The sequence below is a fragment of the Microcoleus sp. SVA1B4 genome (assembly GCF_036700545.1).
Taxonomy (GTDB): Bacteria; Cyanobacteriota; Cyanobacteriia; order Cyanobacteriales; family Microcoleaceae; genus Microcoleus.
This window is the reverse complement of sequence record NZ_JAUBPB010000021.1, coordinates 38,993-61,181: the sequence shown is the minus strand read 5'-3', so window position 1 is coordinate 61,181 and position 22,189 is coordinate 38,993. Positions and strand designations below refer to the sequence as shown.

The 22,189-nt window shown below is 47.0% G+C and carries 12 protein-coding genes and 1 tRNA gene; 7 read left to right on the top strand and 6 right to left on the bottom strand.

What is annotated here, in order from left to right; translation table 11 throughout:
* The first annotated feature begins 22 nt into the window (after window positions 1-22).
* Window positions 23-1,210 (top strand): glycosyltransferase family 4 protein, encoded by a 1,188-nt coding sequence (locus QT987_RS12490; protein ID WP_333240226.1) that lies wholly within the window; start codon window positions 23-25, stop codon window positions 1,208-1,210.
* A 179-nt stretch (window positions 1,211-1,389) separates the two neighbouring features.
* On the top strand, window positions 1,390-2,634 hold the full coding sequence (locus tag QT987_RS12485) for an MFS transporter (protein ID WP_333057363.1): 1,245 nt from the start codon (window positions 1,390-1,392) through the stop codon (window positions 2,632-2,634).
* Between the two features lie 360 nt (window positions 2,635-2,994).
* Here the strand turns inward: QT987_RS12485 and QT987_RS12480 are convergent.
* Window positions 2,995-3,068 (bottom strand) — tRNA-Arg (locus tag QT987_RS12480).
* A gap of 78 nt (window positions 3,069-3,146) precedes the next feature.
* Here QT987_RS12480 and moaC point away from each other — a divergent pair.
* The 3 genes from moaC to QT987_RS12465 all read left to right on the top strand — a co-directional run bounded on the left by moaC (window position 3,147) and on the right by QT987_RS12465 (window position 4,481).
* Window positions 3,147-3,668, top strand: coding sequence for a cyclic pyranopterin monophosphate synthase MoaC (gene moaC, locus QT987_RS12475; protein ID WP_333240223.1), 522 nt, complete (start codon window positions 3,147-3,149; stop codon window positions 3,666-3,668).
* Window positions 3,669-3,856: 188 nt separating this feature from the next.
* The gene (locus tag QT987_RS12470; protein WP_006633890.1) at window positions 3,857-4,114 is read left to right on the top strand and encodes a 2TM domain-containing protein; all 258 of its coding nucleotides are present in this window, start codon (window positions 3,857-3,859) and stop codon (window positions 4,112-4,114) included.
* A gap of 64 nt (window positions 4,115-4,178) precedes the next feature.
* On the top strand, window positions 4,179-4,481 hold the full coding sequence (locus QT987_RS12465) for a DUF3181 family protein (RefSeq protein ID WP_333240221.1): 303 nt from the start codon (window positions 4,179-4,181) through the stop codon (window positions 4,479-4,481).
* 63 nt (window positions 4,482-4,544) lie between these two features.
* Here QT987_RS12465 and QT987_RS12460 read toward each other — a convergent pair whose 3' ends face one another.
* The 3 genes from QT987_RS12460 to murJ all read right to left on the bottom strand — a co-directional run bounded on the left by QT987_RS12460 (window position 4,545) and on the right by murJ (window position 17,307).
* Window positions 4,545-14,582, bottom strand: a complete 10,038-nt coding sequence (locus QT987_RS12460) for an Ig-like domain-containing protein (protein ID WP_333240219.1) — start codon at window positions 14,580-14,582, stop codon at window positions 4,545-4,547.
* Between the two features lie 303 nt (window positions 14,583-14,885).
* Window positions 14,886-15,029 carry a hypothetical protein gene (locus QT987_RS12455; protein WP_333205302.1) on the bottom strand — a complete coding sequence of 48 codons (144 nt, stop codon included), beginning with the start codon at window positions 15,027-15,029 and terminating at the stop codon, window positions 14,886-14,888.
* Between the two features lie 664 nt (window positions 15,030-15,693).
* Window positions 15,694-17,307 carry a murein biosynthesis integral membrane protein MurJ gene (murJ, locus tag QT987_RS12450; RefSeq protein ID WP_333240217.1) on the bottom strand — a complete coding sequence of 538 codons (1,614 nt, stop codon included), beginning with the start codon at window positions 17,305-17,307 and terminating at the stop codon, window positions 15,694-15,696.
* 414 nt (window positions 17,308-17,721) lie between these two features.
* On the opposite strand from murJ, the gene sfsA reads away from it, so the two are divergent.
* Window positions 17,722-18,456 carry a DNA/RNA nuclease SfsA gene (sfsA, locus tag QT987_RS12445; protein WP_333240215.1) on the top strand — a complete coding sequence of 245 codons (735 nt, stop codon included), beginning with the start codon at window positions 17,722-17,724 and terminating at the stop codon, window positions 18,454-18,456.
* A 5-nt stretch (window positions 18,457-18,461) separates the two neighbouring features.
* Here sfsA and QT987_RS12440 read toward each other — a convergent pair whose 3' ends face one another.
* Together QT987_RS12440 and QT987_RS12435 are read right to left on the bottom strand one after the other, a co-directional pair.
* Entirely contained in the window at window positions 18,462-18,689 is a 228-nt protein-coding gene (locus tag QT987_RS12440) for a hypothetical protein (protein ID WP_333240213.1), read from the bottom strand.
* Between the two features lie 99 nt (window positions 18,690-18,788).
* The gene (locus QT987_RS12435; protein WP_333240211.1) at window positions 18,789-20,069 is read right to left on the bottom strand and encodes a S8 family serine peptidase; all 1,281 of its coding nucleotides are present in this window, start codon (window positions 20,067-20,069) and stop codon (window positions 18,789-18,791) included.
* A gap of 628 nt (window positions 20,070-20,697) precedes the next feature.
* Between QT987_RS12435 and QT987_RS12430 the strand changes: the two genes are divergently transcribed.
* The gene (locus QT987_RS12430) at window positions 20,698-22,020 is read left to right on the top strand and encodes a 3-isopropylmalate dehydratase large subunit (RefSeq protein WP_333240209.1); all 1,323 of its coding nucleotides are present in this window, start codon (window positions 20,698-20,700) and stop codon (window positions 22,018-22,020) included.
* Window positions 22,021-22,189 lie beyond the last annotated feature (169 nt).

Below are 22,189 nucleotides of genomic sequence, written 5' to 3'. Positions count from 1 at the left end.
TAAAAAATTTGGAGGAAGAAAGATGAAAATTTTGGTATTGGCATGGGAGTTTCCTCCCAGAATCGTAGGCGGTATCGCCCGCCACGTATCAGAACTATATCCAGAATTGGTGAAGCTGGGACACGAAATTCACTTAATTACAGTAGAGTTCGGCCACGCGCCGATGTACGAAGTGGTGGAAGGAATACGTGTGCATCGGGTGGTGGTGGGGCACGCTAGGGACTTTTTTCACTGGGTGGCGAACCTTAACCAAAGCATGGGCTACCAAGGCGGGAAACTGATGCTTGAGGAAGGCCCCTTTGATATCATCCACGCTCACGATTGGCTAGTGGGAGATGCGGCGATCGCCCTCAAGCATACCTTTAAAGTACCGCTAATTACCACCATCCACGCCACCGAATACGGGCGCTTCAACGGCATCCACAATGAAGGGCAGCGCTACATTAACGCCAAGGAAAACGACCTCGCTTACAATTCTTGGCGGGTAATTGTTTGCAGTGATTATATGCGGCGGGAAGCCGAACGGGTACTAGCGACTCCGTGGAACAAAATAGAGGTAATTTACAACGGAATTAGACCAGATAAAAAGCCCCGATGGCACGAATTTGACGCGATGAACTTCCGTCGTCAGTTTGCTGCAGACGACGAAAAAATAGTTTATTATGTAGGAAGAATTAGCTACGAAAAAGGTATTTCTGTATTTCTAAATGCAGCACCTAAAGTAATTTGGGAAATGGGGGGGAAAGCGAAAATTGTAATTGTTGGCGGCGGCAATACAGACCATCTAAAACATTTAGCTTGGCATTTAGGAATTTGGAATAAGTGTTATTTTACTGGGTTCATGTTTGAGGAACATCTCGACAAATTTCAGACGGTGGCTGACTGCGCGGTTTTCCCCAGTCTTTACGAACCTTTTGGGATTGTAGCGTTAGAAAGCTTTGCTGCAAGAGTGCCTGTGGTGGTTTCGGATGCGGGCGGACTTCCAGAGGTGGTGCTGCACACTAAAACTGGCGTTGTTACTGAGGCAAACAATCGGGATTCTTTGGCCTGGGGAATTTTGGAGGTTTTGAAAAATCCGGGTTACGCGCAGTGGTTGGTTGACAATGCTTATCAAGATTTGGAACGCCGGTTTAGTTGGCCGAAGTTGGCGATAGAAACCCAGTGGGTTTATGAACGGGTGGTGGAGGAAAGGGCTGAGGTTGATTGGTAAGAATGCTCTTTTTTGACAGTTGACAGTTGACGGTTGACAGTTGACAGTTGACAGTTGACAGTTGACAGTGAGTCGAATATCAACTTTTTTGGGGCAAATCTTAAGAATTTGTAACACAATGATAGAGACACTCGAACTTACTTTGAGTGCACTCATAAGATTTAAAGGGAATTCGCATCTTGAATATTTTTAGGGAAATCGATCCCCAACCCAGACGCAGCTTACTGATTTTATTCACCGCAGGGCTGCTATTCTGGTCGAGTTTGGCTTCGCTACTGCCAACTTTGCCGCTGTACGTTCAATTTGTGGGCGGCACAAAACAGCAAATTGGCTTTGTGATGGGTGCATTTGCGATCGGACTTTTGCTATCGAGGCCGCAGTTAGGTAAAATAGCCGACAGCAGGGGTCGAAAACAAGTTTTGCTTCTAGGTGCGTCCGTCGCTGCGATCGCCCCTTTGGGCTACCTGTTAGCTCAATCTATCCCCTTACTGTTACTTCTTCGCGCTTTTCACGGTATTAGCATCGCCGCTTTTACCACAGCTTACAGCGCTTTGGTAACAGATTTGTCGCCACCAGGAAAGCGGGGCGAATTAATCGGTAACATGAGTTTGGTAAGTCCTATTGGTCTAGCATTTGGCCCGGCTATTGGCGGATTTGTGCAAGCTGGGGTTGGTTATACTCCTTTGTTTGCGATGTCGGCAGTTTTCGCTGCAATAAGTGTATTTTTTACCTGCCAAATTGCGGAACCTAATTTTGCCGATTTAACAAAATCGGACTCGCTATCGGAGGACAAAAATAGCCAAAAATACTGGAAAATGCTCTGGAATCCGAGAGTGCGGATTCCGGCTTTAGTGTTATTGGTGGTTGGTTTGGTATTCGGAACTTTGAGCACTTTTATGCCTTTGTTTATCCAAGAAACCAAGGCTAATTTCAATCCGGGATTATTTTATTCTACGGCAGCTATCGCCAGTTTCGGTATGCGGTTAGTCACGGGACGGGCTTCGGACAAATACGGCCGCGGCTTGTTTATTTCTGGCGGCTTAATCTGTTATGCCCTATCTATGTTATTGTTGTATTTTGCTAACAACACCAGTGCTTTTTTAATAGCAGCTTTGGTTGAAGGTTGCGCGGGCGGTACGGTTTTGCCGATGATGGTAGCGCTGATGTCGGACAGGTGCGAACCTCATGAAAGGGGCCGCTTGTTTTCGCTTTGTATTGGCGGATTTGATTTAGGCATTGCGATTGCTGGGCCGACTTTAGGCTTTGTGGCTGAACAAGTTGGCTACAGAAATATGTTTGGTTTTGCTGCTGGCCTCGCTGGCTTGGCTTTGCTGATTTTTATTACTCAGTCTAGCAAGGGCTTGTCTAATTCGATGAAGTTTGCGATCGGTCGAGGCAAAGATGTTTATGCTTTGAATCGATGATAAGCTGTTACGCATTTAAATTGGAAAATCTGGACAGGCTAGAAGCCCGTCCCACAAGAGTTTTATTGATTTTTGACACACAGTTTAAATGTAGAACAGCTTATAACAGAAGCAAGAAGGAAGAGGCAATCATGGGACTTACCAAAAAACCCGGTTTCTCCCAAAAATCGTGAATCTATGCGACAGATATTGAGGCAGAAACCGGGTTTTTGTTCCCGCGCTGCATTCTGAAAAACAGGCAAGATGCCTGTTCCACAAAGATTAAAAAAGTTCTGAGTTTTAAATCGTGAGTTGAATTAATTTCTTAATTCAAAACTCAAAACTCAGAACTCAGAACTCACAGCTTATAACGTTTTTAAATGGGCTTGGAGGGATTCGAACCCCCGACCTCATGGTTCGTAGCCATGCACTCTATCCAACTAAGCTACAAGCCCCTGTTGAGTTAAGATTTAATCTAAAATTGATTAAGTTCTTTTCTCACAGAATCTAACAGTAACACCATTACCAAAAAAATGCAAGACCTTTCGCAAACTTTTTCTAAATTGCCCGATCGCACACAGCTAACTCACCTCAACAACAGCGGGGAAGCCCAAATGGTGGACGTTTCGGCGAAGGTGCCGACTGTTCGGCAAGCTGTGGCTGCTGCCAGGGTGCGGATGCTGCCGGAGACGTTTGCGGCGATTGAAGCGGGGAATGCGCCGAAAGGTGATGTGTTGGGCACTGCAAGGCTGGCTGGAATTATGGCGGCGAAACAGACGGCACATTTGATTCCTCTGTGTCACCCTCTGCCGCTGAGTAGCGTGGAGGTGCAGGTGATGCCGGATGCTGGGTTGCCGGGGTATCAAATTCGGGCGACGGTGAAAATTAAGGCGGAAACTGGGGTGGAAATGGAGGCGCTGACGGCGGTTTCGGTGGCGGCGCTGACTTTGTATGATATGGCGAAAGGATTGGAAAAGTCGATCGCCATTGAGTCGATTCGACTGGTGAGTAAAAGTGGTGGCAAGTCTGGAGACTATGAAAATGTAGAGGCATAATACCAATTTCATAAAGTAGCGCTAGATATTACCCCCCCAACCCCCCCTTATTAAGGGGGGGCTAAGACTTCATCCATAGCACATCTTTAGAAAAATGGTATAAGTTTCCAGCCGAAAGAGGGATGCAGCATTCAAAAAGCTGCACTTATGATTAAAATAGGCACTGAACTACTATCAAGTGAAAAACTATGCCTCCTCGTTGGCCCCGCAAACCCGATCGCAATGATCCAGAGTATCGCCGTTTAGATGACCGGATGAATTTTGCTATCCACGTCGGTCTTTTTTCTGCTACCAATTCTGGTTTATGGTTTGTTCACAATTTGCAAAAGGCTGATTGGCCTTGGGCAATTTCGGTAACGGGTGGATGGGCTCTAGTAGTTTTGGCCCACGCGATTTACCATTTTGCCATCGCCGATTATTCGCCCCTCACCAAAGATTCTGGCTGAAGGCAGTTGGCGGCGATTTGTTAAGTCTTTTGATTGATAACAAATAACTTTGTGCTTTTTTGATATGGCTAATACTACACAGGCGATCGAATCTTTAGCAGCCGAAATCGGCGAAAATGTCTACATTGACATTGCCAAATGGCATTTGTATCTCAATGATGCCCACCTGCATACAGTTGTTGCCCAACAACTTTATTCGATGCTGGAAGATGGGAAGTTAGATGCTGACAAAGTTGGACAAGTTTTGCAAGGAATTCCAGTCAAGTTGGGCGGCGGCAAGCGGGAAGTGCCGCTTGCCGATTTGATTCCGATGCAGTGTCAAGTTCAGTTGATGGATGTGCTTGAGGAATTTCAGCGGAAGATGTAGTAAAGGGCGATCGCCTTTTTTGGTCTTTTTGTACCGAAGGGCGATCGCGCTTTTTTTCCTTTCCTAAACCAGCATGAAATTAGCCGATGTTATCGCATCCGCACTCACTCCAACCATCACACCTAACTGCTCCCCTGTCAAGAGATTCTTAATAATAGTTCCCTGAGTATTTTGAGTTATTTCTAACTGACCAAAACTCAACCCACCGCTTAATCCAATCAAATCTTGACCCAGAGTAAAATCAGCGATAATATCAAATCCTTCACCAGCTTTTAAGGCAAAGATATCGTTGCCGCTACCGCCAATCAAACTATCATTTCCCATGCCTCCATCCAGGAGATCGTTGCCTTTGCCACCAGTGAGAGTATCGTTGTCTGCGCCTCCCAAAAGAGTATCATTTCCGGCACACCCTCCCAGGATATCTGCTCCTTCGTCACCGTTGATTAAGTCATTGCCTTCACCGCCACAGATAGTATCCGAACCTAACTGTCCAAACAGATTGTCATCACCTTGACTGCCAAGCAGGATGTCGTTACCTTTGCCTCCATATAAGGTGTCATTATCCTTACCACCATCGATGAAGTCATCATCTTTGTTGCCATAAATGATGTCAATACCTTCGCGGCCATGTAAGAAGTCATTGCCTTTGCCTCCGAAGATTAAATCGTTGCCAGACTCGCCAAGGATGATGTCGCTTCCTTCATCTCCGTAGAGAGTATCTTCATCTTTGCCTCCGGCGATGAAGTCATTGCCTTGGTTGCCATTAATAATGTCATTATCCGCACCGCCGTATAGGTTGTCATCCCCGGATTTGCCCTCGAATATGTTGGCAGCATCGCTACCTAGTAATTCATCGTTTTGGGCAGTGCCTATTTGAATGTCGGATGCGTCGAGTATGGTGTTTTCAACTGAGTTGGGTCGGTTTAAGTTGGGATAGGTAATTTGGTCGCAGATGCACTCATCGTCTGAGAGGTTATTAGTTGTTGGCGTGGGAGTTGCTGTTTCCGATGGTGTCGGTGTTTCCGACGCTGTTTCCGATGTTGTCGGTGTTTCCGAGGCTGTTTCTGATGGGGTCGGGGCGATCGGTGTTGGTGTGACGGGTGTGGTGCCAGTGTCAGTGCCGGTTTCGGTAGAGTCCTCCGAGCCATATTGTACGTTTTTGACAGTCAGGGGGCTTTCAACATTCGCCTCTGCAATCATCTTGTCAAGAGCAGCATCGGTGTTTTCAGCAAGCGCCTCCTCAATGTTCTTCGTACCAGCCCCCACTTGCTGGAGGTCTTTAGCCACCTCAGCTAACATCGCCTTTTCCACTTGAGCGAGGCGAAGCGCCGCCTCTGCGATCGAGATATTACTGGCTGCAATATCGCTGATGCGCTGATTGCCAGCAGCAATGATTTTTGCCACATTGCCTGCTAGACTGGCAACTTCTGGCTTTTGCACGCTTTGGGCAACTGACTCAATCAACTTCTGCAACAGAGCCTGATCGCTCAAGTTTACAGGAGTTCCCGGCTCTACAACCTTCGATAACTCGCCAATGACCTTTGTGGCAATCTCCACCTTAGAAAGATTGGAAGCACTGGCAAATAAATTGGTCACCAAGACAATTGCAACTTGAACCTGAACGTGCGGGCTGTAGATAATTAACCCAGTAAGTTCATTGTCCCGCATCGCTTCGATCGCATCGTAATTACCCAAGTCAACATCTGCCGGAATTCCCAAAGCCGCCTGCACCTTGGCTTGAGCCTCTTCTGCATCCATTCCTTTGCGCTCTAACTCGCTGACCAAGGTCGTAAGCGGAGTGATGGTCGTACCTTCAGAAGCAAACAGGGGCGTTTCCAGAGGCAAATTCGTGGCAGTATTGATGCCACCAATTCCCACCACCCGGCCCTCTTCCGGGTCTAGGAAACCGCTTTGGTTGGTATCGAAATTAGGGACAAAAATATCTAAATCATAGGTACCGTCAGCGTTAGTAATCGTAAAGGGTTCGTCGGGATCTAGAATTCCATTAAAGTTGCCATCAAAGAAAACCTCACCCCCAGTCACTTCACTGTTAAACAGCTTTCCAAAGAATTTACCGACAGCTTTGCCTGCCTTGACGACTGGCTTCACACTACTGGCAACACTCTGAATGGTATTCTTAATAGTCGTTTTAGGACCCTGGCTAATCAGGTTGAAGGGTAGACTAAGCGCCGAACCCACAAATTTTCTGCCAGCGTTAGCTAACGTGTTGATCGGTGCCAAGATGGGAGCCGGAATAAATTTTTTGATAACAGGGTTCTCTGTTAGGGCAATGCCTAAGTTGAAAGCCCTGTAAGCTGGATTAAAATTCAAATTTGTCTTGACGGCAGCCTCAGCAAACCCTTTAACTGTAAAGGATTTTGGCAGAACTGGAAAGGGAACAAACACATTGAACAAGCTGGGAGATTTCGATGTCCCTTGGGGGGCGGTGGAGTTTCCAGTTTCCCAACCAAATTTTGCCAGTGGGAAAGTTGCCAGGTTGTTCTGGTACAGGGTTGTCTTTAACGGCCCAATACCTGCTGTGGCTCGAATATCCAACGAACCATTAATTGTGCCGGAAACTGAATTGATGATATTCCAAGGTTGGGCGGTGTTGAGGACAGTATCTATCTCGGAAGCCCGCAATTTCCCATCGCTTCTACCTTCTCGCTCTCCAACATCTCGCAAATCGACGTTGACATTTCCCTTGATTCCGCCCAGGATGTAAAAATCGGCTACCTTAATATCTGGGCCAGCTTTGGCAGCGATATTTGCGGAGATTGTCAGTTCGGGAACGTCTTGGCCAGTTCCGTCAGCGTTCTTGCGATCGCTGACATAAAAGCCATCTCTTAACAATTGGATTTTATCCGAGGCGTAGTTCGTTGCTTTCCACTGTTGCAGTCCGTAGGTGTCATAGCCAAATTTTAGGTCAGCCTTTGCTTTCAAGTTTCCTTCAAAGCCTACACTCACCGGTGGGAAAGGAGGCAGAGGCTTTGTAATATTTATCGGCACATCCAAATCCAGATTGTCCAAATTCAGGGTCACAATTGGGACATCTGGTTTGCCTAAAAGTAGCTGGATGGCTGTTTCTGGCTTAGTGATAATTGGCACGTCCAGTCCATCAACCACCTCTAAGGCTGTCAGAAGTGCGGCAGCTTTCGGATTTTTTTTCTTAAGCTCTTCCTTGCCTATTTCAACGATAGCTTTAGCCTGCGGAGATGTTTTCTCGAACTCTTCTATCCGTTTTAACGGGTTGTAATTATCTAGCTTAAAAGAGCCGAGATCCATCAAAATAGTCTCATTGTTTTTGATGGAATCGTTAACCAGCTTAGTCACCCGGTCTAACTTGACGATTGTTTCTATGAAGCCAGTGGATATTGGTCGGCCTGACAAACTGGAAAGGGTAGATACCATTTCGATGACACTGACCCGCTTCCGGTTGCCATCTATATCCTTAAACAAATTCTCCAGCCCGATTTTGGAAAATATCTGCGTGTCCGCATTCAGGAAATCAATAACTGGCCGAAAGGGTTTAAGAACCTGGTCAACCTTAGTGAAAACAGGTTGGGCAATGCCGGTTATAAATTCGCCAAAATCCAGTTTTGCATTATTGACCTCAACATTGGGTATGCTAGCAGAACTGACGGATTTACCGTTGACGTAATCAGCTTTTGGAAACCCGAACTTCATCTCGAAGACCAAGTTGGGGAATGCTTTGCTGACCACATTTGTCCGGCCTTTCAGGCTCAGATCCCCACTGGTGGAGAATGTAGACTGTGATAAGTTTTGCGGGTTGTAGGAACTATTGAGTTCTGCCTCGGTCAGGCGATCGCCATCATTGATACCTCCCAGATTATCTAAGTCATTCAGCTTGAGCTGATATGTGCCCCCAATTTTAGTGCGCTTGCCTTCGGTGGTATTTTCGTTGAGGGTGGCTGGGAAAAATCCTAGTTTTGCAGAAGTCTTGAACGAGTCATTTAGACCAAACCCCAGGTTAGTCGTCAGATTCGTTTTGGTCGTATCGATATAGTTGCCAAAAGTTTTGCTGTTACCCAGGCTGAAGTTTAACTGATAATCGAGGTTGGCATTCCCATTACCATCGGCGTTAAAGCCAAGGGCAGGCATTCCTATATCTTTGAGGACGTTAACTGTACCGAGTTGATATTTCCGGCCTACTGCAATATCCCAGGTGCTTTCCTCGTTAGTCGTATTCTTTTGAACCCTAATGTTGAAGTTAGTTCCTAGAGAACTCCGCAGGTTTGTTTGTAACTGCTCGGCCGTTAAATCACTACCTGTTTTGAGCGCATTAACCAGGCCATTTTTGAAGCTACCAATAAAATCTTGATTGAGGTTCTGGAAGGGGCCGATGATGGGAAGCTTAATACTTTCCTGTTCTTTTTTAAGAATTTCATCCAGCTTGGTTAATCCCGTTTCTACAAGGGAAAAAACCTTAGTATCAGCGGCGACAGCAGTGGTGAAATTCCAAGCAGTTGCACCTGTAGTACCGGCATAATTGTTGCCAGCTAAATCTTTAATCGCACCGCTGGCAATTTCAACGTAGTAATCAGTACCAGGCGCTAAATCTGCTGTGGGATTAACGGTGACTGTACTACCAGTAACAGTGACATTGACCGCTGTGACATTGATAGTTTCTACAACTGAGTTGTCGGAGACTTTCTTGATGACAATATTGCCAGTGCCTTTTTGTACGGCTTCACTCAAGGTGACGACTAAATCAGCAGCAACTGCAACACTGGTGGCGTTGTCTGCGGGGGTGAAAGTGGCTGTGGGGGCTGTGGTATCAGCGGCGACAGCAGTGGTGAAATTCCAAGCAGTTGCCCCTGTAGTACCGGCATAATTGTTGCCCGCTAAGTCTTTAATTGCACCAGCAGCAATTTCAACGTAGTAATCAGTACCAGGCGCTAAATCTGCTGTGGGATTAACGGTGACGGTACTACCGCTAACGGTGACATTTGTTGAGGTAACATCAATGGTTTCTACAACTGAGTTGTCGGAGACTTTCTTGATGACAATGTTGCCTGTACCTTTGGCAACAGCTTCACTCAAGGTGACGACTAGATCCGCACCGACGGCGACAGCAGTAGCGTTATCTGCGGGGGTGAAACTGGCAGCGGTGGGGGCTGTGGTATCAACGGCAGCAGCAGTGCTGAAATTCCAAGCAGTTGCGCCTGTAGTACCGGCATAATTGTTACCTGCTAAGTCTTTAATTGCACCGCTGGCAATTTCAACGTAGTAATCAGTACCTTGCGCTAAATCTGCCGTGGGATTAACTGTGACTGTACTACCGCTAACCGTGACATTTGTTGAGGTAACATCAATGGTTTCTACAACTGAGTTGTCGGAGACTTTCTTGATGACAATATTGCCGATGCCTTTTTGTACGGCTTCACTCAAGGTGACGACTAAATCAGCAGCAACTGCAACACTGGTGGCATTGTCTGCGGGGGTGAAAGTGGCTGTGGGGGCTGTGGTATCAACGGCAGCCGCAGTGGTGAAATTCCAAGCAGTTGCGCCTGTAGTACCGGCATAATTATTACCAGCTAAGTCTTTAATTGCACCGCTGGCAATTTCAACGTAGTAATCAGTACCAGGCGCTAAATCTGCTGTGGGATTAACGGTGACGGTACTACCGCTAACGGTGACATTTGTTGAGGTGACATCAATGGTTTCCACCACTGAGTTATCCGATACTTTCTTTATGACAATATTGCCAGTGCCTTTTTGTACGGCTTCACTCAATGTGACGACTAAATCAGCAGCAACTGCAACACTGGTGGCGTTGTCTGCGGGGGTGAAAGTGGCTGTGGGGGCTGTGGTATCAACGGCAGCAGCAGTGCTGAAATTCCAAGCAGTTGCGCCTGTAGTACCGGCATAATTGTTGCCTCCTAAGTTTTTAATCGCACCGGCAGCAATTTCAACGTAGTAATCAGTACCGGCAGCTAAATCTGCCGTGGGATTAACGGTGACTGTACTACCGCTAACCGTGACATTTGTGGAAGTAACATCAATGGTTTCTACAACTGAGTTGTCGGAGACTTTCTTGATGACAATATTGCCGATGCCTTTTTGTACGGCTTCACTCAATGTGACAACTAAATCAGCAGCAACTGCAACACTGGTGGCGTTATCGGCTGGGGTGAAACTGCTGGCTGTGGGCGCTGTACCATCAAGGCCGTTACCTTGAATGGTAAAGGTATAAGTAGATTCGTCGAGATCGTTGCTGGAAATATTAATTCGTGCGGTGCGAGTGCCGATAGCCGAAGGTTGGAAAGTAATTTCAAATGGGGTAGCTTGACTGGCACTAATAGTGTTGGCTGGTAATGTCTTGACGGTAAAATCACTGGCATTGGCCCCTGTAATGGTGACTACAGGCGTACCCGATAACGTCAAATTACTAGAACCCAAATTTTCAATGCTAAAGGTGCGAACTAGCGGGCTACCAACTGGGGTATCAGCAAAAGCAGTGCCATCAATTGTCGTGGGTGTAATATCTTGATTGGCGATGGAAGTACCATTGCCTTTGAGATCAATTTCCGGCGGGTTAATGAAGAAAGCTAAATCATTAGAGGCATTGGCATTGCCGTAGTTGAAAATATAGTTCCCACCCCCATAAGGGTTGGTATTCGAGAAAGAGAATGTACCTGTTCCCTCAAAAATAACGGAGTAGGTTTGCCCACTGGTAGCCGAATAAGGAGTGTCTAATTTAACTGTTTTCCAACCCATGCCCGATGGGAGTGATATGCTCTGTTGATAGGTAGGAGTACCTTTGTTCCCGCCAGCACCGCTGCCATTACTGCTGTTGTAAATCAATAAATTGCCAGTAAAAGCACCTCCGGTATAAACCGCAATCTCGCTAATTGTTCCATTCTCAGAAGCTGTGAAGCTCTGTCCCTGATGACTGGTATTAGCACTACCGTTTTGGGTTAATTGCGGGATAGGAGGAATCGGCAGCGTCGAAGCGGTGAGGGTTGTGAAGTTCCAACTGGTTGGCCCTGTAATCCCGGCATAATTGTTACCAGCCGAGTCTTTAATCGCCCCGCTAGCAATTTCTACATAGTATTCGGTACTTGGTGCGAGGTCAGCGGTAGGATTAATGGTGACAGTAGAACCACTGACGGTGACGTTGGCTGAGGTGACATCAATAGTTTCTACAACCGAGTTGTCGGAGACTTTCTTGATGACAATATTGCCAGTGCCTTTTTGTACGGCTTCACTCAAGGTGACGACTAAATCAGCAGCAACTGCAATATTAGTGGCGTTGTCTGCAGGGGTGAAACTGGCTGCTGTCGGTGGTGTGGTGTCAGCTACGGTGCTGAAATTCCAAGCAGTTGGGTCTACAAGGCCGGCATAATTGTTACCTGCTAAGTCTTTAATTGCACCAGCGGCAATTTCAACGTAGTAATCTGTACCCTCAACTAAATTTGCTGTGGGATTGACGGTGACGCTACTGCCAGTAACGGTGACATTTGCTGAGGTGACATCAATGGTTTCTACCACTGAGTTGTCGGAGACTTTCTTGATGACAATGTTGCCAGTGCCTTTTTGTACGGCTTCACTCAAGGTGACGACTAAATCAGCAGCAACTGCAACACCTGTGGCGTTATCTGCGGGGGTGAAACTGGCGGCTGTGGGGGCTGTGGTGTCAGCTACGGTGGTGAAATTCCAAGCAGTTGCACCTGTGGTGCCGGCGTAATTGTTACCTGCTAAGTCTTTAATTGCACCAGCGGCAATTTCAACGTAGTAATCTGTACCCTCAACTAAATTTGCTGTGGGATTAATGGTGACGCTACTGCCAGTAACTGTGACGTTAGCTGAGGTGACATCAATAGTTTCAACAACTGAGTTGTCGGAGACTTTCTTGATGACAATATTGCCAGTGCCTTTTTGTACGGCTTCACTCAAGGTGACGACTAAATCAGCAGCAACTGCAATATTAGTGGCGTTGTCTGCAGGGGTGAAACTGGCTGCTGTCGGTGGTGTGGTGTCAGCTACGGTGCTGAAATTCCAAGCAGTTGGGTCTACAAGGCCGGCATAATTGTTACCTGCTAAGTCTTTAATTGCACCAGCGGCAATTTCAACGTAGTAATCTGTACCCTCAACTAAATTTGCTGTGGGATTAATGGTGACGCTACTGCCAGCAACTGTGACATTTGCTGATGTGACATCAATGGTTTCTACAACTGAGTTGTCGGAGACTTTCTTGATGACAATATTGCCGATGCCTTTTTGTACGGCTTCACTCAAGGTGACGACTAAATCAGCAGCAACTGCAATATTAGTGGCGTTGTCTGCAGGGGTGAAACTGGCGGCTGTCGGCGCTGTGGTGTCAGCTACGGTAATCGTTCCATAGGTATTACTATTATCAGTAGCAGTGGTACTGGCATTTGTGGCAGAATTACTACTGTAGGTCACTCCTGATGCTGTTACGGTTGCACCAGCGTTCACGAAAATAGCACCGCTTTTACCCTGACCGGGCTGAGCGCTAAATCCGCCCGCACCTCCAGTGGCGCTGTTGTTATTAAACGTGGCATTCGTTAGCACCAGAGAACCATTGCGAAGGAAAATGGCTCCGCCTAATCCAGCTCCGCCGCCACCGCCAGCGTCGTAACCATTGCCGCCGAAACTGCCTCCTAAGCCACCGCCGGTATTCCCGCTACCACCACCACCACCAAAGCCACCATTACCACCAAGGCCGTAGGTAGAACCGTTAGCAGCAACGCCCGCATTACCACCACCCCCACCGAATCCTCCAGAACCGCCTTGACCCGATACACCGCTAAACTGGCTAGCACCACCGGCACCGCCGCCACCAAAGTCACCTCCTTGACCGCCGTTGGTACCATTAGCATTGACAGCACTGAGGCCACCGCCGCCACCCCCACCGAACCCTCCGTTGCTAGCAACTCCACTATTGCTGGTTGTGCCGCCCGTGCCGCCGGTGTTACCAAAGAAGCTACTGCCACCACCGGTACCCCCACCAGTGGTGCCATTAGTCCCAATGTCACTAAATCCGCCGCCACCACCCCCACCACCAGGTTGGTAGCCACCTGAGCCACCGGCTCCGCCGAAGCCGCCACCACCACCCAAACCATTAGAAGCGCCTCCTTGACCGCCTACTGCCTGGTTCTGGGTAAAGGTAACATTATTGATGGTTACTTGAGCGGGCAGTGAAGTTCCGTTGCCATTGATAAATAATGCACCACCAGCCCCTAGTCCACCACCACCGCCAGCAGCACCATTGCCACCATTGCCGCGTCCGCCATGCAGGGTGAGGTTGCTAAAACTCACTGTGCCTTGGTTAACAAAGAACAGGCGCACATCACCGTTGTCATTAATGCCATTATTATTGGCATCCCCACTTATCTTTACGAGGTTCAGCCCAGTCCCCTGAATGCTCACACTGTCATCGACGATTAGTTGCGAATTGAGGCGGATGGTTTGGGAGGTGTTAAATACACTGGGATCGAAAACAATGGTGTCTGCACCCGTCTGGGTGTTGGCTTGGGCGATCGCCTCGCGCAACGACCCCGCCCCACTGTCGTTGGTGTTCGTCACGGTAAAGGTGGCAAGTACCCCGTCATACTTCTGTGATCCTTGTGTCTGAAAAGCTATGGGAGTCTCAATGTTGCCGGTGTTTACCTCCAAAGCCCAGTCGCCACCTAATGCTGCATTACCGGTCTTGTTGGTAGATGCTGCCACATCCGCCCCTGTGATTTGACTCAGGCGCTTTACGAAGTTTTCTCCAACTTCTCCGGCTGCTACATCGCATCCATAAAGTAGAATATCCCCATTTGCTGTCAGCGCACTTCCCCACTGTTTTATCTGAGCGCTAAAATTTTCTAGGTTATTGTCATTGAGTACGTCTGCACCGAGTTTTAAACTGCCTTCGCTGCCGTGAGAAACTATATGAACTGCTTCAATATCTTTTTGATCTGCCAAGGCTTTAGTAATTTGGTCGATCGCGCTGGAATTTTCATTTAAAATCACAATTTGAGCGGGATCGATGCCTTGGATCAGGCTTTGATAATCTTGTACAGAGGAGTCAACGAAAATAATTTGCTTGTTCGCGATTGGTAGGTTCATAATTCCTGACATCCTTGATATCTATATATTGTTTACATCCAAGTCTGGCCGGGGTTGAAACCCCCGCCTCAAATCTTAAGTGCTCCCTATGAGGACTGAAGAATTGATTAGTTCTATTGCTTAAATAAATCGGGCGGTAAAATTGTTAGCCCGTTCCGCTGGAGGATTAAATAACCTGGAAACATCCAAGGCGTTACCGCGAATTAGTAGCTCGATACAGTCCATAATTCAAGCGATGTTTGTGATACAGAACATCACTTTGGCTTCGGGAAATAATGCCAGGATTAATGACAGTTTGCTGCATCACAGGCGATTGGTGTCGCCGATCGCTTCTTTTTCAGCTTGTGGCTGGTAGTCAGCCGAAAAGATACTCATAATCAGCGTCGGTTTGAGTTCAGGGGAAATAAACACGGAACACTGATTGTTTTGGGTCACGGCTGACAGCATTCGATCGACTGGCGCCCCCAACAGGGGAAGTCATAGCGCTGTAAAACCGGGGATTTTGTCGTAGTAGTGCAGCCAGTAAAGTAGAGCCTGAGCGGGGTAGTCCTGATACGAAGTGGGCTTTCACTGGCTTCGCGTGGGAATGAATGTACATAGCATAGATGCAAATTTAATATATCATACTAAAGACATATTTTTTATACCATATTTTTATTTAACACTTGGCAACACAACATCCAGGTTTACGATATCTTTACAATCTAGAGATCGTGGGTTGGCTTTCCCTATCTCTATCGTTGCTTCGGGCCCCTGCCTCTGTAAAGTCGGAAAAGTCGGATCTTAAAGTCGGAAAAGTCGGATCTTTGCCATGAGGAGATAATTTAGATATCCAAGAGAGGCTGTGGGTATGAGGGATTATTTTTTTTAGCGGAATTTTATTGGCTATTTTGCCAGACAGCATAAAGTTTGACGATATCTTGAGAATCTAGACATCGCCCTTGTTAATTACTCTGGAATTTTTGACCGCAGATGTCGGCGGATGTACGCAGATGGACGCGGATGAGTGTTGATGTGGATTTAAGGACGATCGCCCTTTTTGGTATTTTGTGTACTTAAGGGCGATCGCACTTTGTCTCAATTCCCTAAATCAGTCTCCAATTTCGGATATTTATTTGCGAAAACGCCCCCGAATGCGATCGACAAACATATCAACTTCCGGCAACTTCATTTGACTGACAAACAGGGCAAAAAGCCCTAACCCTACAAAACTTGCCACACTCAACTGCACTAATTGAATTACCAAACCTTCAGTACCCAAAACTCTTTGACACGCTTGCAGAGTAGCCAAGGTAACGAAAGCTGTTAGACAACTGCCAGAAGTTAACCCCAGAAAAGGCAAACTCCACTCCCCCCAAGGCAGGCCGCCCAGCTTTTTATCTAATAAGTACAAAAGCATAATCATCGAAACAAGATTCACTCCCACCGTCGCCAAAACTAATCCGGGCGCGCCAAAAGCCCCTACTAACAAATAATCCAAAATACCGTTTAAAAAGATATTGATAATACTGATGCGAAAAGGCGTTTCTCCGTCTCCCAAAGCGTAAAATACCCGGACCAAAACGTCGCGTCCCAAATACACAAACATTCCAATACTGTAAGCCATCAATATCGGCGTGACAAACTCCGAGGCCGATCGATCAAAAGCATAGCGTTCGTAAACCACGCGGACGATCGGCCCGGCAAGTGTTACCATTAAAGCGCTCAGCGGCAGCATCGTAAGGGCCGTCAAAATTAAAGATTGACGAATTCGAGCTTTTAATTCCGGCCAGTCTCTGGGATCGGTGAGGCGAGAAAAGATGGGCAAAAATGGCACTAAAATTACATTAGAAATAATGCCTAAAGGCGTCATAACTAACAAGCCGCTGTAACCCATCGCAGAGGCAGCTTGAGGGATGTAGGATGCGAAAAATAGGTCAGTATAAACATTAATTTGCAGCATTCCTGATGATAAGGTCGCAGGAACCATCACCTTAATTACTTCTTGCACTCCCGGCCGTTTAAAATTAAACCGCAAACGCAATGTTCCCAAGCCGGCGCGCCACTGTGCCGCTAGTTGCACCAACCACTGCAAAACTGCGCCCGCTAAAGTTCCCCAAGCTAACACTAAGCCGCCAATTAGTGCGAATTCTGGCTGAATAATTTTGTTTCCGATTTGCAGTGCGAGAATCCCCAAACCGCCGACAAGTGCAACGCTGGAAAATAAAGGGCTAATCGAAGGCAACCAGTACATATCGGCAGCGTTGAGAGTGCCGAAACCAATTCCAATTAAGCCTGAAAGTAATGCCATCGGTGCCATAATCCGAAATTGCTGGACGGCAATTGCTTTAATTTGTAAACCTTCGGCTGTTCTATTTAATCCCGGTGCCACCAAATCGATCAGCGGATCTGCAAAAATAACTAAAGCGATCGTCACCAACAGCAACAAGCCCCCGACTAAGGTGGTGATAGTCTCGACTAAGGGTGCTGCTTCTTTTTTATCCCGGCGGGCTAAAACACTGACTATGGCGCTGTGAAATGGCCCGTTAATCCCTCCCAGCAAAATAAATAAGAAACCAGGGATGACGTAGGCGTAGTTGTAGGCATCGACGGCGACACCGACTCCAAAGGCTGCGGCGATCGCAATTTGGCGCACCAATCCAAAGACTTTGCTAATTAGAGTGGCGACTGCGACAATGCCGGCAATCCCTGCGAGGGAACGAGATGGCTTCTGTAATTGGGACACAAATGGTTACAAACGCTAGTGCTAAAAGGATTCACTTATTTTAATCGCGAATCGGGAGAATCATATCATGAACTCATAAAACTTCTAGGGGGAATAGCGCTGATACCAATTTTATCGATATTACTGACTTGCGGAAATTCAATAATCGATCGGGGCTATTCGTGCTAACTACAAACCGCCATTTCGTGCTATGATGCGTCAATCTAAAATCTACAATCTAAAATCTACCATTTAAAAATTATGAAATAAATGAGTTGCTCAAAGCAGATAAATAACATATAGTTGATAACTTATGATCGATTGTGTTAGCTCCCAGACTTATTTAAAAAGTTCCGAGCCAGGTATTCGGTTATAGGTAAAATCTAAAATCGAGAATTTAAAATCTAAAATCTAAAATCTAAAATCTAAAATCGAATGACTGACTTAATTTACAAATATCCTCCTCTTTTACCCGGCATTCTCATCAAACGTTACAAGCGATTTTTTGCCGAAATCGAACTAGATTCGGGAGAAATAATCACGGCGCACTGTCCGAATACTGGCCCGATGACTGGTGTTTACATTCCGGGCAATCCAGTGCTAGTATCTCCCAGCGACAATCCTAAACGCAAGTTAGCTTATACTTGGGAATTAATTAAAGTTTGCGACACTGTGCCAACTTGGGTGGGAGTTAATACTGGGCTGCCAAATCGAGTAGTTAAATTAGCTTTGGAATTGAAATTGTTTCCAGAGTTGGGCAATTATAGTTTAATTCAACCGGAGGTTGTTTACGGCACTGATAAAAAAAGTCGAGTTGATTTTTGGCTAACAGGTGAGGAAAAACCGATTTTTCTGGAAGTGAAAAATACAACTTGGGTAAAAGAGGAGTTAGCTTTATTTCCCGATACAGTGACGGAGAGGGGACAGAAACATTTGCGGGAATTGATAGAAGTTGTGCGGCAGGGTTCGAGGGCTGTAATGCTGTATTTTATTAATCGCGGAGATTGTACGGATTTTGCTCCGGGGGATAGTGCCGATCGCCTTTACGGAGAATTGTTCAGACAGGCGATTAGTGAAGGTGTAGAGATTTTGCCTTGTCGCTTTGATGTGACACCGGAAGGCATTCGCTATTTGGGGTTAGCAAAACTGGATCTACCAACCCCTAAATAATAGGTTTAAATTGCCTGCATTTCTCGATCGATCTCGACACTAGCCACGCCCGGTACGCTCTTTAGTCCTTCTAGCTTCGATTGAGAAACTTCTCCAATAACGATACCAATCACAGGCAGTACCTCATCCACTTTCATTCCCGCCGATTCTAAGGCAGTGACAACCGATTGAATTACCGATATGTTTTGGTCGTCAACACTCACTATGATGCGCTGTACTTGGTCGTCAGACATATTTAGCATCCTTTGGAGCAAATCCATTGCGCTATTGTAAATTGTCTTCTGTTAGATCCCCGCAGGCTTAAAGTGCTGCGGGGATTTGGGTATTCTGCATTACGGAGCTTGTACTAAACCGCTTCCGACACGAGTATTTGGCAAGGGTAGCGCCATAGCATAGGAAGTCAGCAATTGCCAAAGTTCAGCACCTCGTTTACCAGTCGATTCGGCATACAGGGCCGCGAGCCCAGCCACGTGCGGTGTAGCCATGCTAGTGCCATTGTAAGCAGCATAACGCCCTTGCTCCATAGGCACTGATGAGTATATTTCCACTCCCGGAGCGGCGATATCGACTTTAGCCCCTGGAAATATGCCAGATTTAGCCGAGAAGTCAGCCACTGCCTCGCAGTTATCGATCGCTGCAACAGCCATAATCGACTGGCTATTGGCTGGTTGTCCGACGCTTCCTCCGGTTCGTCCGTTATTTCCGGCGGCTGCCACGATCAGACACCCATTTTGCAGCGATCGGCGGCCGACAGTTTCGTAAGCAGTAGACGGTGTTCGAGTGGGGTTTCCTAATGACATCGAGATCACTTGACACCCATTGGCGATCGCCCATTCCATCCCGGCGAGAATCCAGCCACTAGCGCCACTACCGGCATTGCTCAACACTTTACCGACATAAATGGTCGATTCGTAAGCGATCCCGTACCGCCGGCCGTTCTGATCCTTGAACCCGCACGCTGTCCCAATGCAGTGCGTGCCATGACTGTTGACATCTTGTACGTCCTCCCCAGGCACGAAGGACTGCGATACGATCGATCGGCCCGCGAAGTCAGGATGCAATAAATCCATCCCCGTATCCAGCACCGCAACTTTCATTCCGCTACCAGTCAGCAGAGAATTCATCACCTTCGTTGCCTTCAAACCCCAAGTAGACTTGCTATCATCAGCAAAACATCGTGGTTTCTGGATTTCTGCTACCTCTGTATTAGTGGCTTTGTCGTACAGGTTATCCACCGCATCGCGATAGCCCCGCAGGTAATCTGCCGACAACCCATCGCCAATGGCGTAGAAAGTGCGCTCTGGTTCGATCGCCAGAATAGCCGAATCCTCTCCCGCTGATGTCATGACGCTGCTGAAAGCCTCTTCGTCTAAGGAAACAACGGCAACGCCGAGAGTAGGAAACACCGCTCCCCCTGCAGCTTCAATTTGGCTCAAGTCTAGAGCAGAGTCCGCGAAATCGGAAGCATTTGCCAGTCCTCTGATACCAGTTTGGTCGCTCAAGAGGTCTAATCCTTCTGTCACTGCATCTTCGCCGAAAGTAATAATGTAACGCCCTGTTGTTGCATCGGCTTGGGCAGTTTCTGGGATGGGAAAACTAGGTTGTTGAGACATAAAATACCTCTTATTGAGTATTTGACGGTTTGACTGGGATGAGAAATCTCTGACAGCTTTTATGACATTGATTTCTCTTCAGGTTGAGTTGTCGAAATTAAGCTGTCTTGCTCCTGATGAAACCCGGTTTTTTTTTGTTAATTCAATTAGCTTTGGATAATGCGTTTATTTGCAAAAGAGAGTTCTTTAATCCCAAGGCTGTTTCATTTTCCAAATCTAAGCTTGCAAGGGCAAGTGACAAAACTGACTTAATCTAATTGCTGCGAAATTCTCATTGGTAGGACTTACGCTGCATTCCTTCTATTTTGACACTATGTGTACTTGTATGGTGCTCTTCGGCGCACCATACAAGTACAGTCTTTGCATAAGTCGTATAATAACAGTGGCTAGCTGTTAGTTACCAGTCGCATAATCGAGGGACTTGCATAAATTTTATTTTTGTGTTAATCGAAGTAGAGGCTATTGTAGAGATTGGCGATCGGCGAAAAAGAAAGTGACAGTCAATCGACTTGAGATTTGAGATTTAAGATTGAAGAAAATGTTTAGTTGATAAATTACCTGTCAACATCAGGCGATGTTTCGCTTACAATACACTATGTAGCATCAAATAAAAAAGAGCGATCGCACTATGGGAATGACCCTGACCGAAAAAATCTTAGCCAAAGCATCGGGCCGCACTAAAGTCGAGCCCGGAGAAAATATTTGGGTAGAAACAGACGTGTTGATGACCCACGATGTCTGCGGCCCCGGCACTATCGGCGTTTTCAAACGCGAATTCGGTGAGAATGCTAAAGTCTGGAACCCAGACAAAATCGTCCTCATTCCCGACCACTACATTTTCACCAACGACGAACGCGCTAACCGTAACGTCGATATTCTCCGCGATTTTGCGAAAGAACAAGGGATAAAATACTTTTACGACATCACGGATCGATCGGACTTCAAAGCAAATCCCGACTACAAAGGAGTTTGCCACATCGCCCTAGCACAAGAAGGCCACACCAGACCAGGGGAAGTGCTGTTCGGCACCGATTCCCACACCTGTAATGCCGGCGCTTTCGGACAATTCGCCACCGGTATCGGCAATACAGACGCGGCTTTTATCATGGGAACCGGCAAACTGTTAATCAAAGTTCCCGCAACCATGCGCTTTGTGTTCAACGGTGAACTGCCGGATTATTTGTTAGCAAAAGACCTAATTTTGCAGATTATTGGTGATATTAGCGTTGCGGGTGCTAACTACCGGACGATGGAATTTGCCGGCGATACAGTTGAGCGTTTGACGATGGAAGAACGGATGACGCTGTGCAATATGGTGATTGAAGCTGGCGGTAAAAACGGCACGGTTGCGCCCGACAAAACTACGTTTGATTACGTTACTTCTCGGACTGACAAACCCTTCGATTCATTTTACAGCGATGGGGATGCTAAATTTTATAGCGATCGCACCTACGATGTCACCCAATTAGAACCAGTCGTCGCCAAACCGCACTCTCCCGACAACCGCGACTTAGCGCGCAACTGTCGCGATGTCAAGATCGATCGAGTTTACATCGGTTCCTGCACCGGCGGCAAAACCTCCGACTTTCTAAATGCCGCCCGCATTCTCAAAGGAAATCAAGTCAAAGTTCCGACGTATTTAGTACCAGCAACTCAGAAAGTTTACGAAGATTTGTTTGTCACAAAATACGATGGTCAAACGCTTTCGGAAATCTTCTTAGCTGCCGGCTGCATCGAACCCGCAGCGCCTTCTTGCGCCGCTTGTTTGGGCGGCCCGAAAGATACTTTTGGGCGGATGAATGAACCAGAAATTTGTGTATCTACAACTAACCGGAATTTCCCCGGCCGCATGGGGAATAAAGAAGCGCAAGTTTATCTAGCTTCGCCTTACACGGCCGCGGCTTCGGCGCTGACTGGGCACGTCACAGATCCACGCGAATTCCTGTGTTAGAAGTTGCTTTCTACCAGTTGTAGGGTGCGTCAGACTTTCACTCTATAATTTATCGATGGTTTGGGATATGACGCACCTTATATTATGTTCGATCGATTAGTTTCGATCTGGGCGGGGGCGGGTTTATTGTATTGTCGATTCTAGGCAAATACTATTGGTGAACCCGCCC

Bases quoted from the DNA above. Each gene is read 5' to 3' on its own strand.
- QT987_RS12490 (WP_333240226.1), top strand. From the start codon at position 23: ATGAAAATTTTGGTATTGGCATGGGAGTTTCCTCCCAGAATCGTAGGC.
- QT987_RS12470 (WP_006633890.1), top strand. From the start codon at position 3,857: ATGCCTCCTCGTTGGCCCCGCAAACCCGATCGCAATGATCCAGAGTAT.
- sfsA (WP_333240215.1), top strand. From the start codon at position 17,722: ATGACTGACTTAATTTACAAATATCCTCCTCTTTTACCCGGCATTCTC.
- QT987_RS12430 (WP_333240209.1), top strand. From the start codon at position 20,698: ATGGGAATGACCCTGACCGAAAAAATCTTAGCCAAAGCATCGGGCCGC.
- moaC (WP_333240223.1), top strand. From the start codon at position 3,147: ATGCAAGACCTTTCGCAAACTTTTTCTAAATTGCCCGATCGCACACAG.
- QT987_RS12435 (WP_333240211.1), bottom strand. From the start codon at position 20,069: ATGTCTCAACAACCTAGTTTTCCCATCCCAGAAACTGCCCAAGCCGAT.
- QT987_RS12465 (WP_333240221.1), top strand. From the start codon at position 4,179: ATGGCTAATACTACACAGGCGATCGAATCTTTAGCAGCCGAAATCGGC.
- QT987_RS12460 (WP_333240219.1), bottom strand. From the start codon at position 14,582: ATGAACCTACCAATCGCGAACAAGCAAATTATTTTCGTTGACTCCTCT.
- QT987_RS12455 (WP_333205302.1), bottom strand. From the start codon at position 15,029: ATGCTGTCAGCCGTGACCCAAAACAATCAGTGTTCCGTGTTTATTTCC.
- QT987_RS12440 (WP_333240213.1), bottom strand. From the start codon at position 18,689: ATGTCTGACGACCAAGTACAGCGCATCATAGTGAGTGTTGACGACCAA.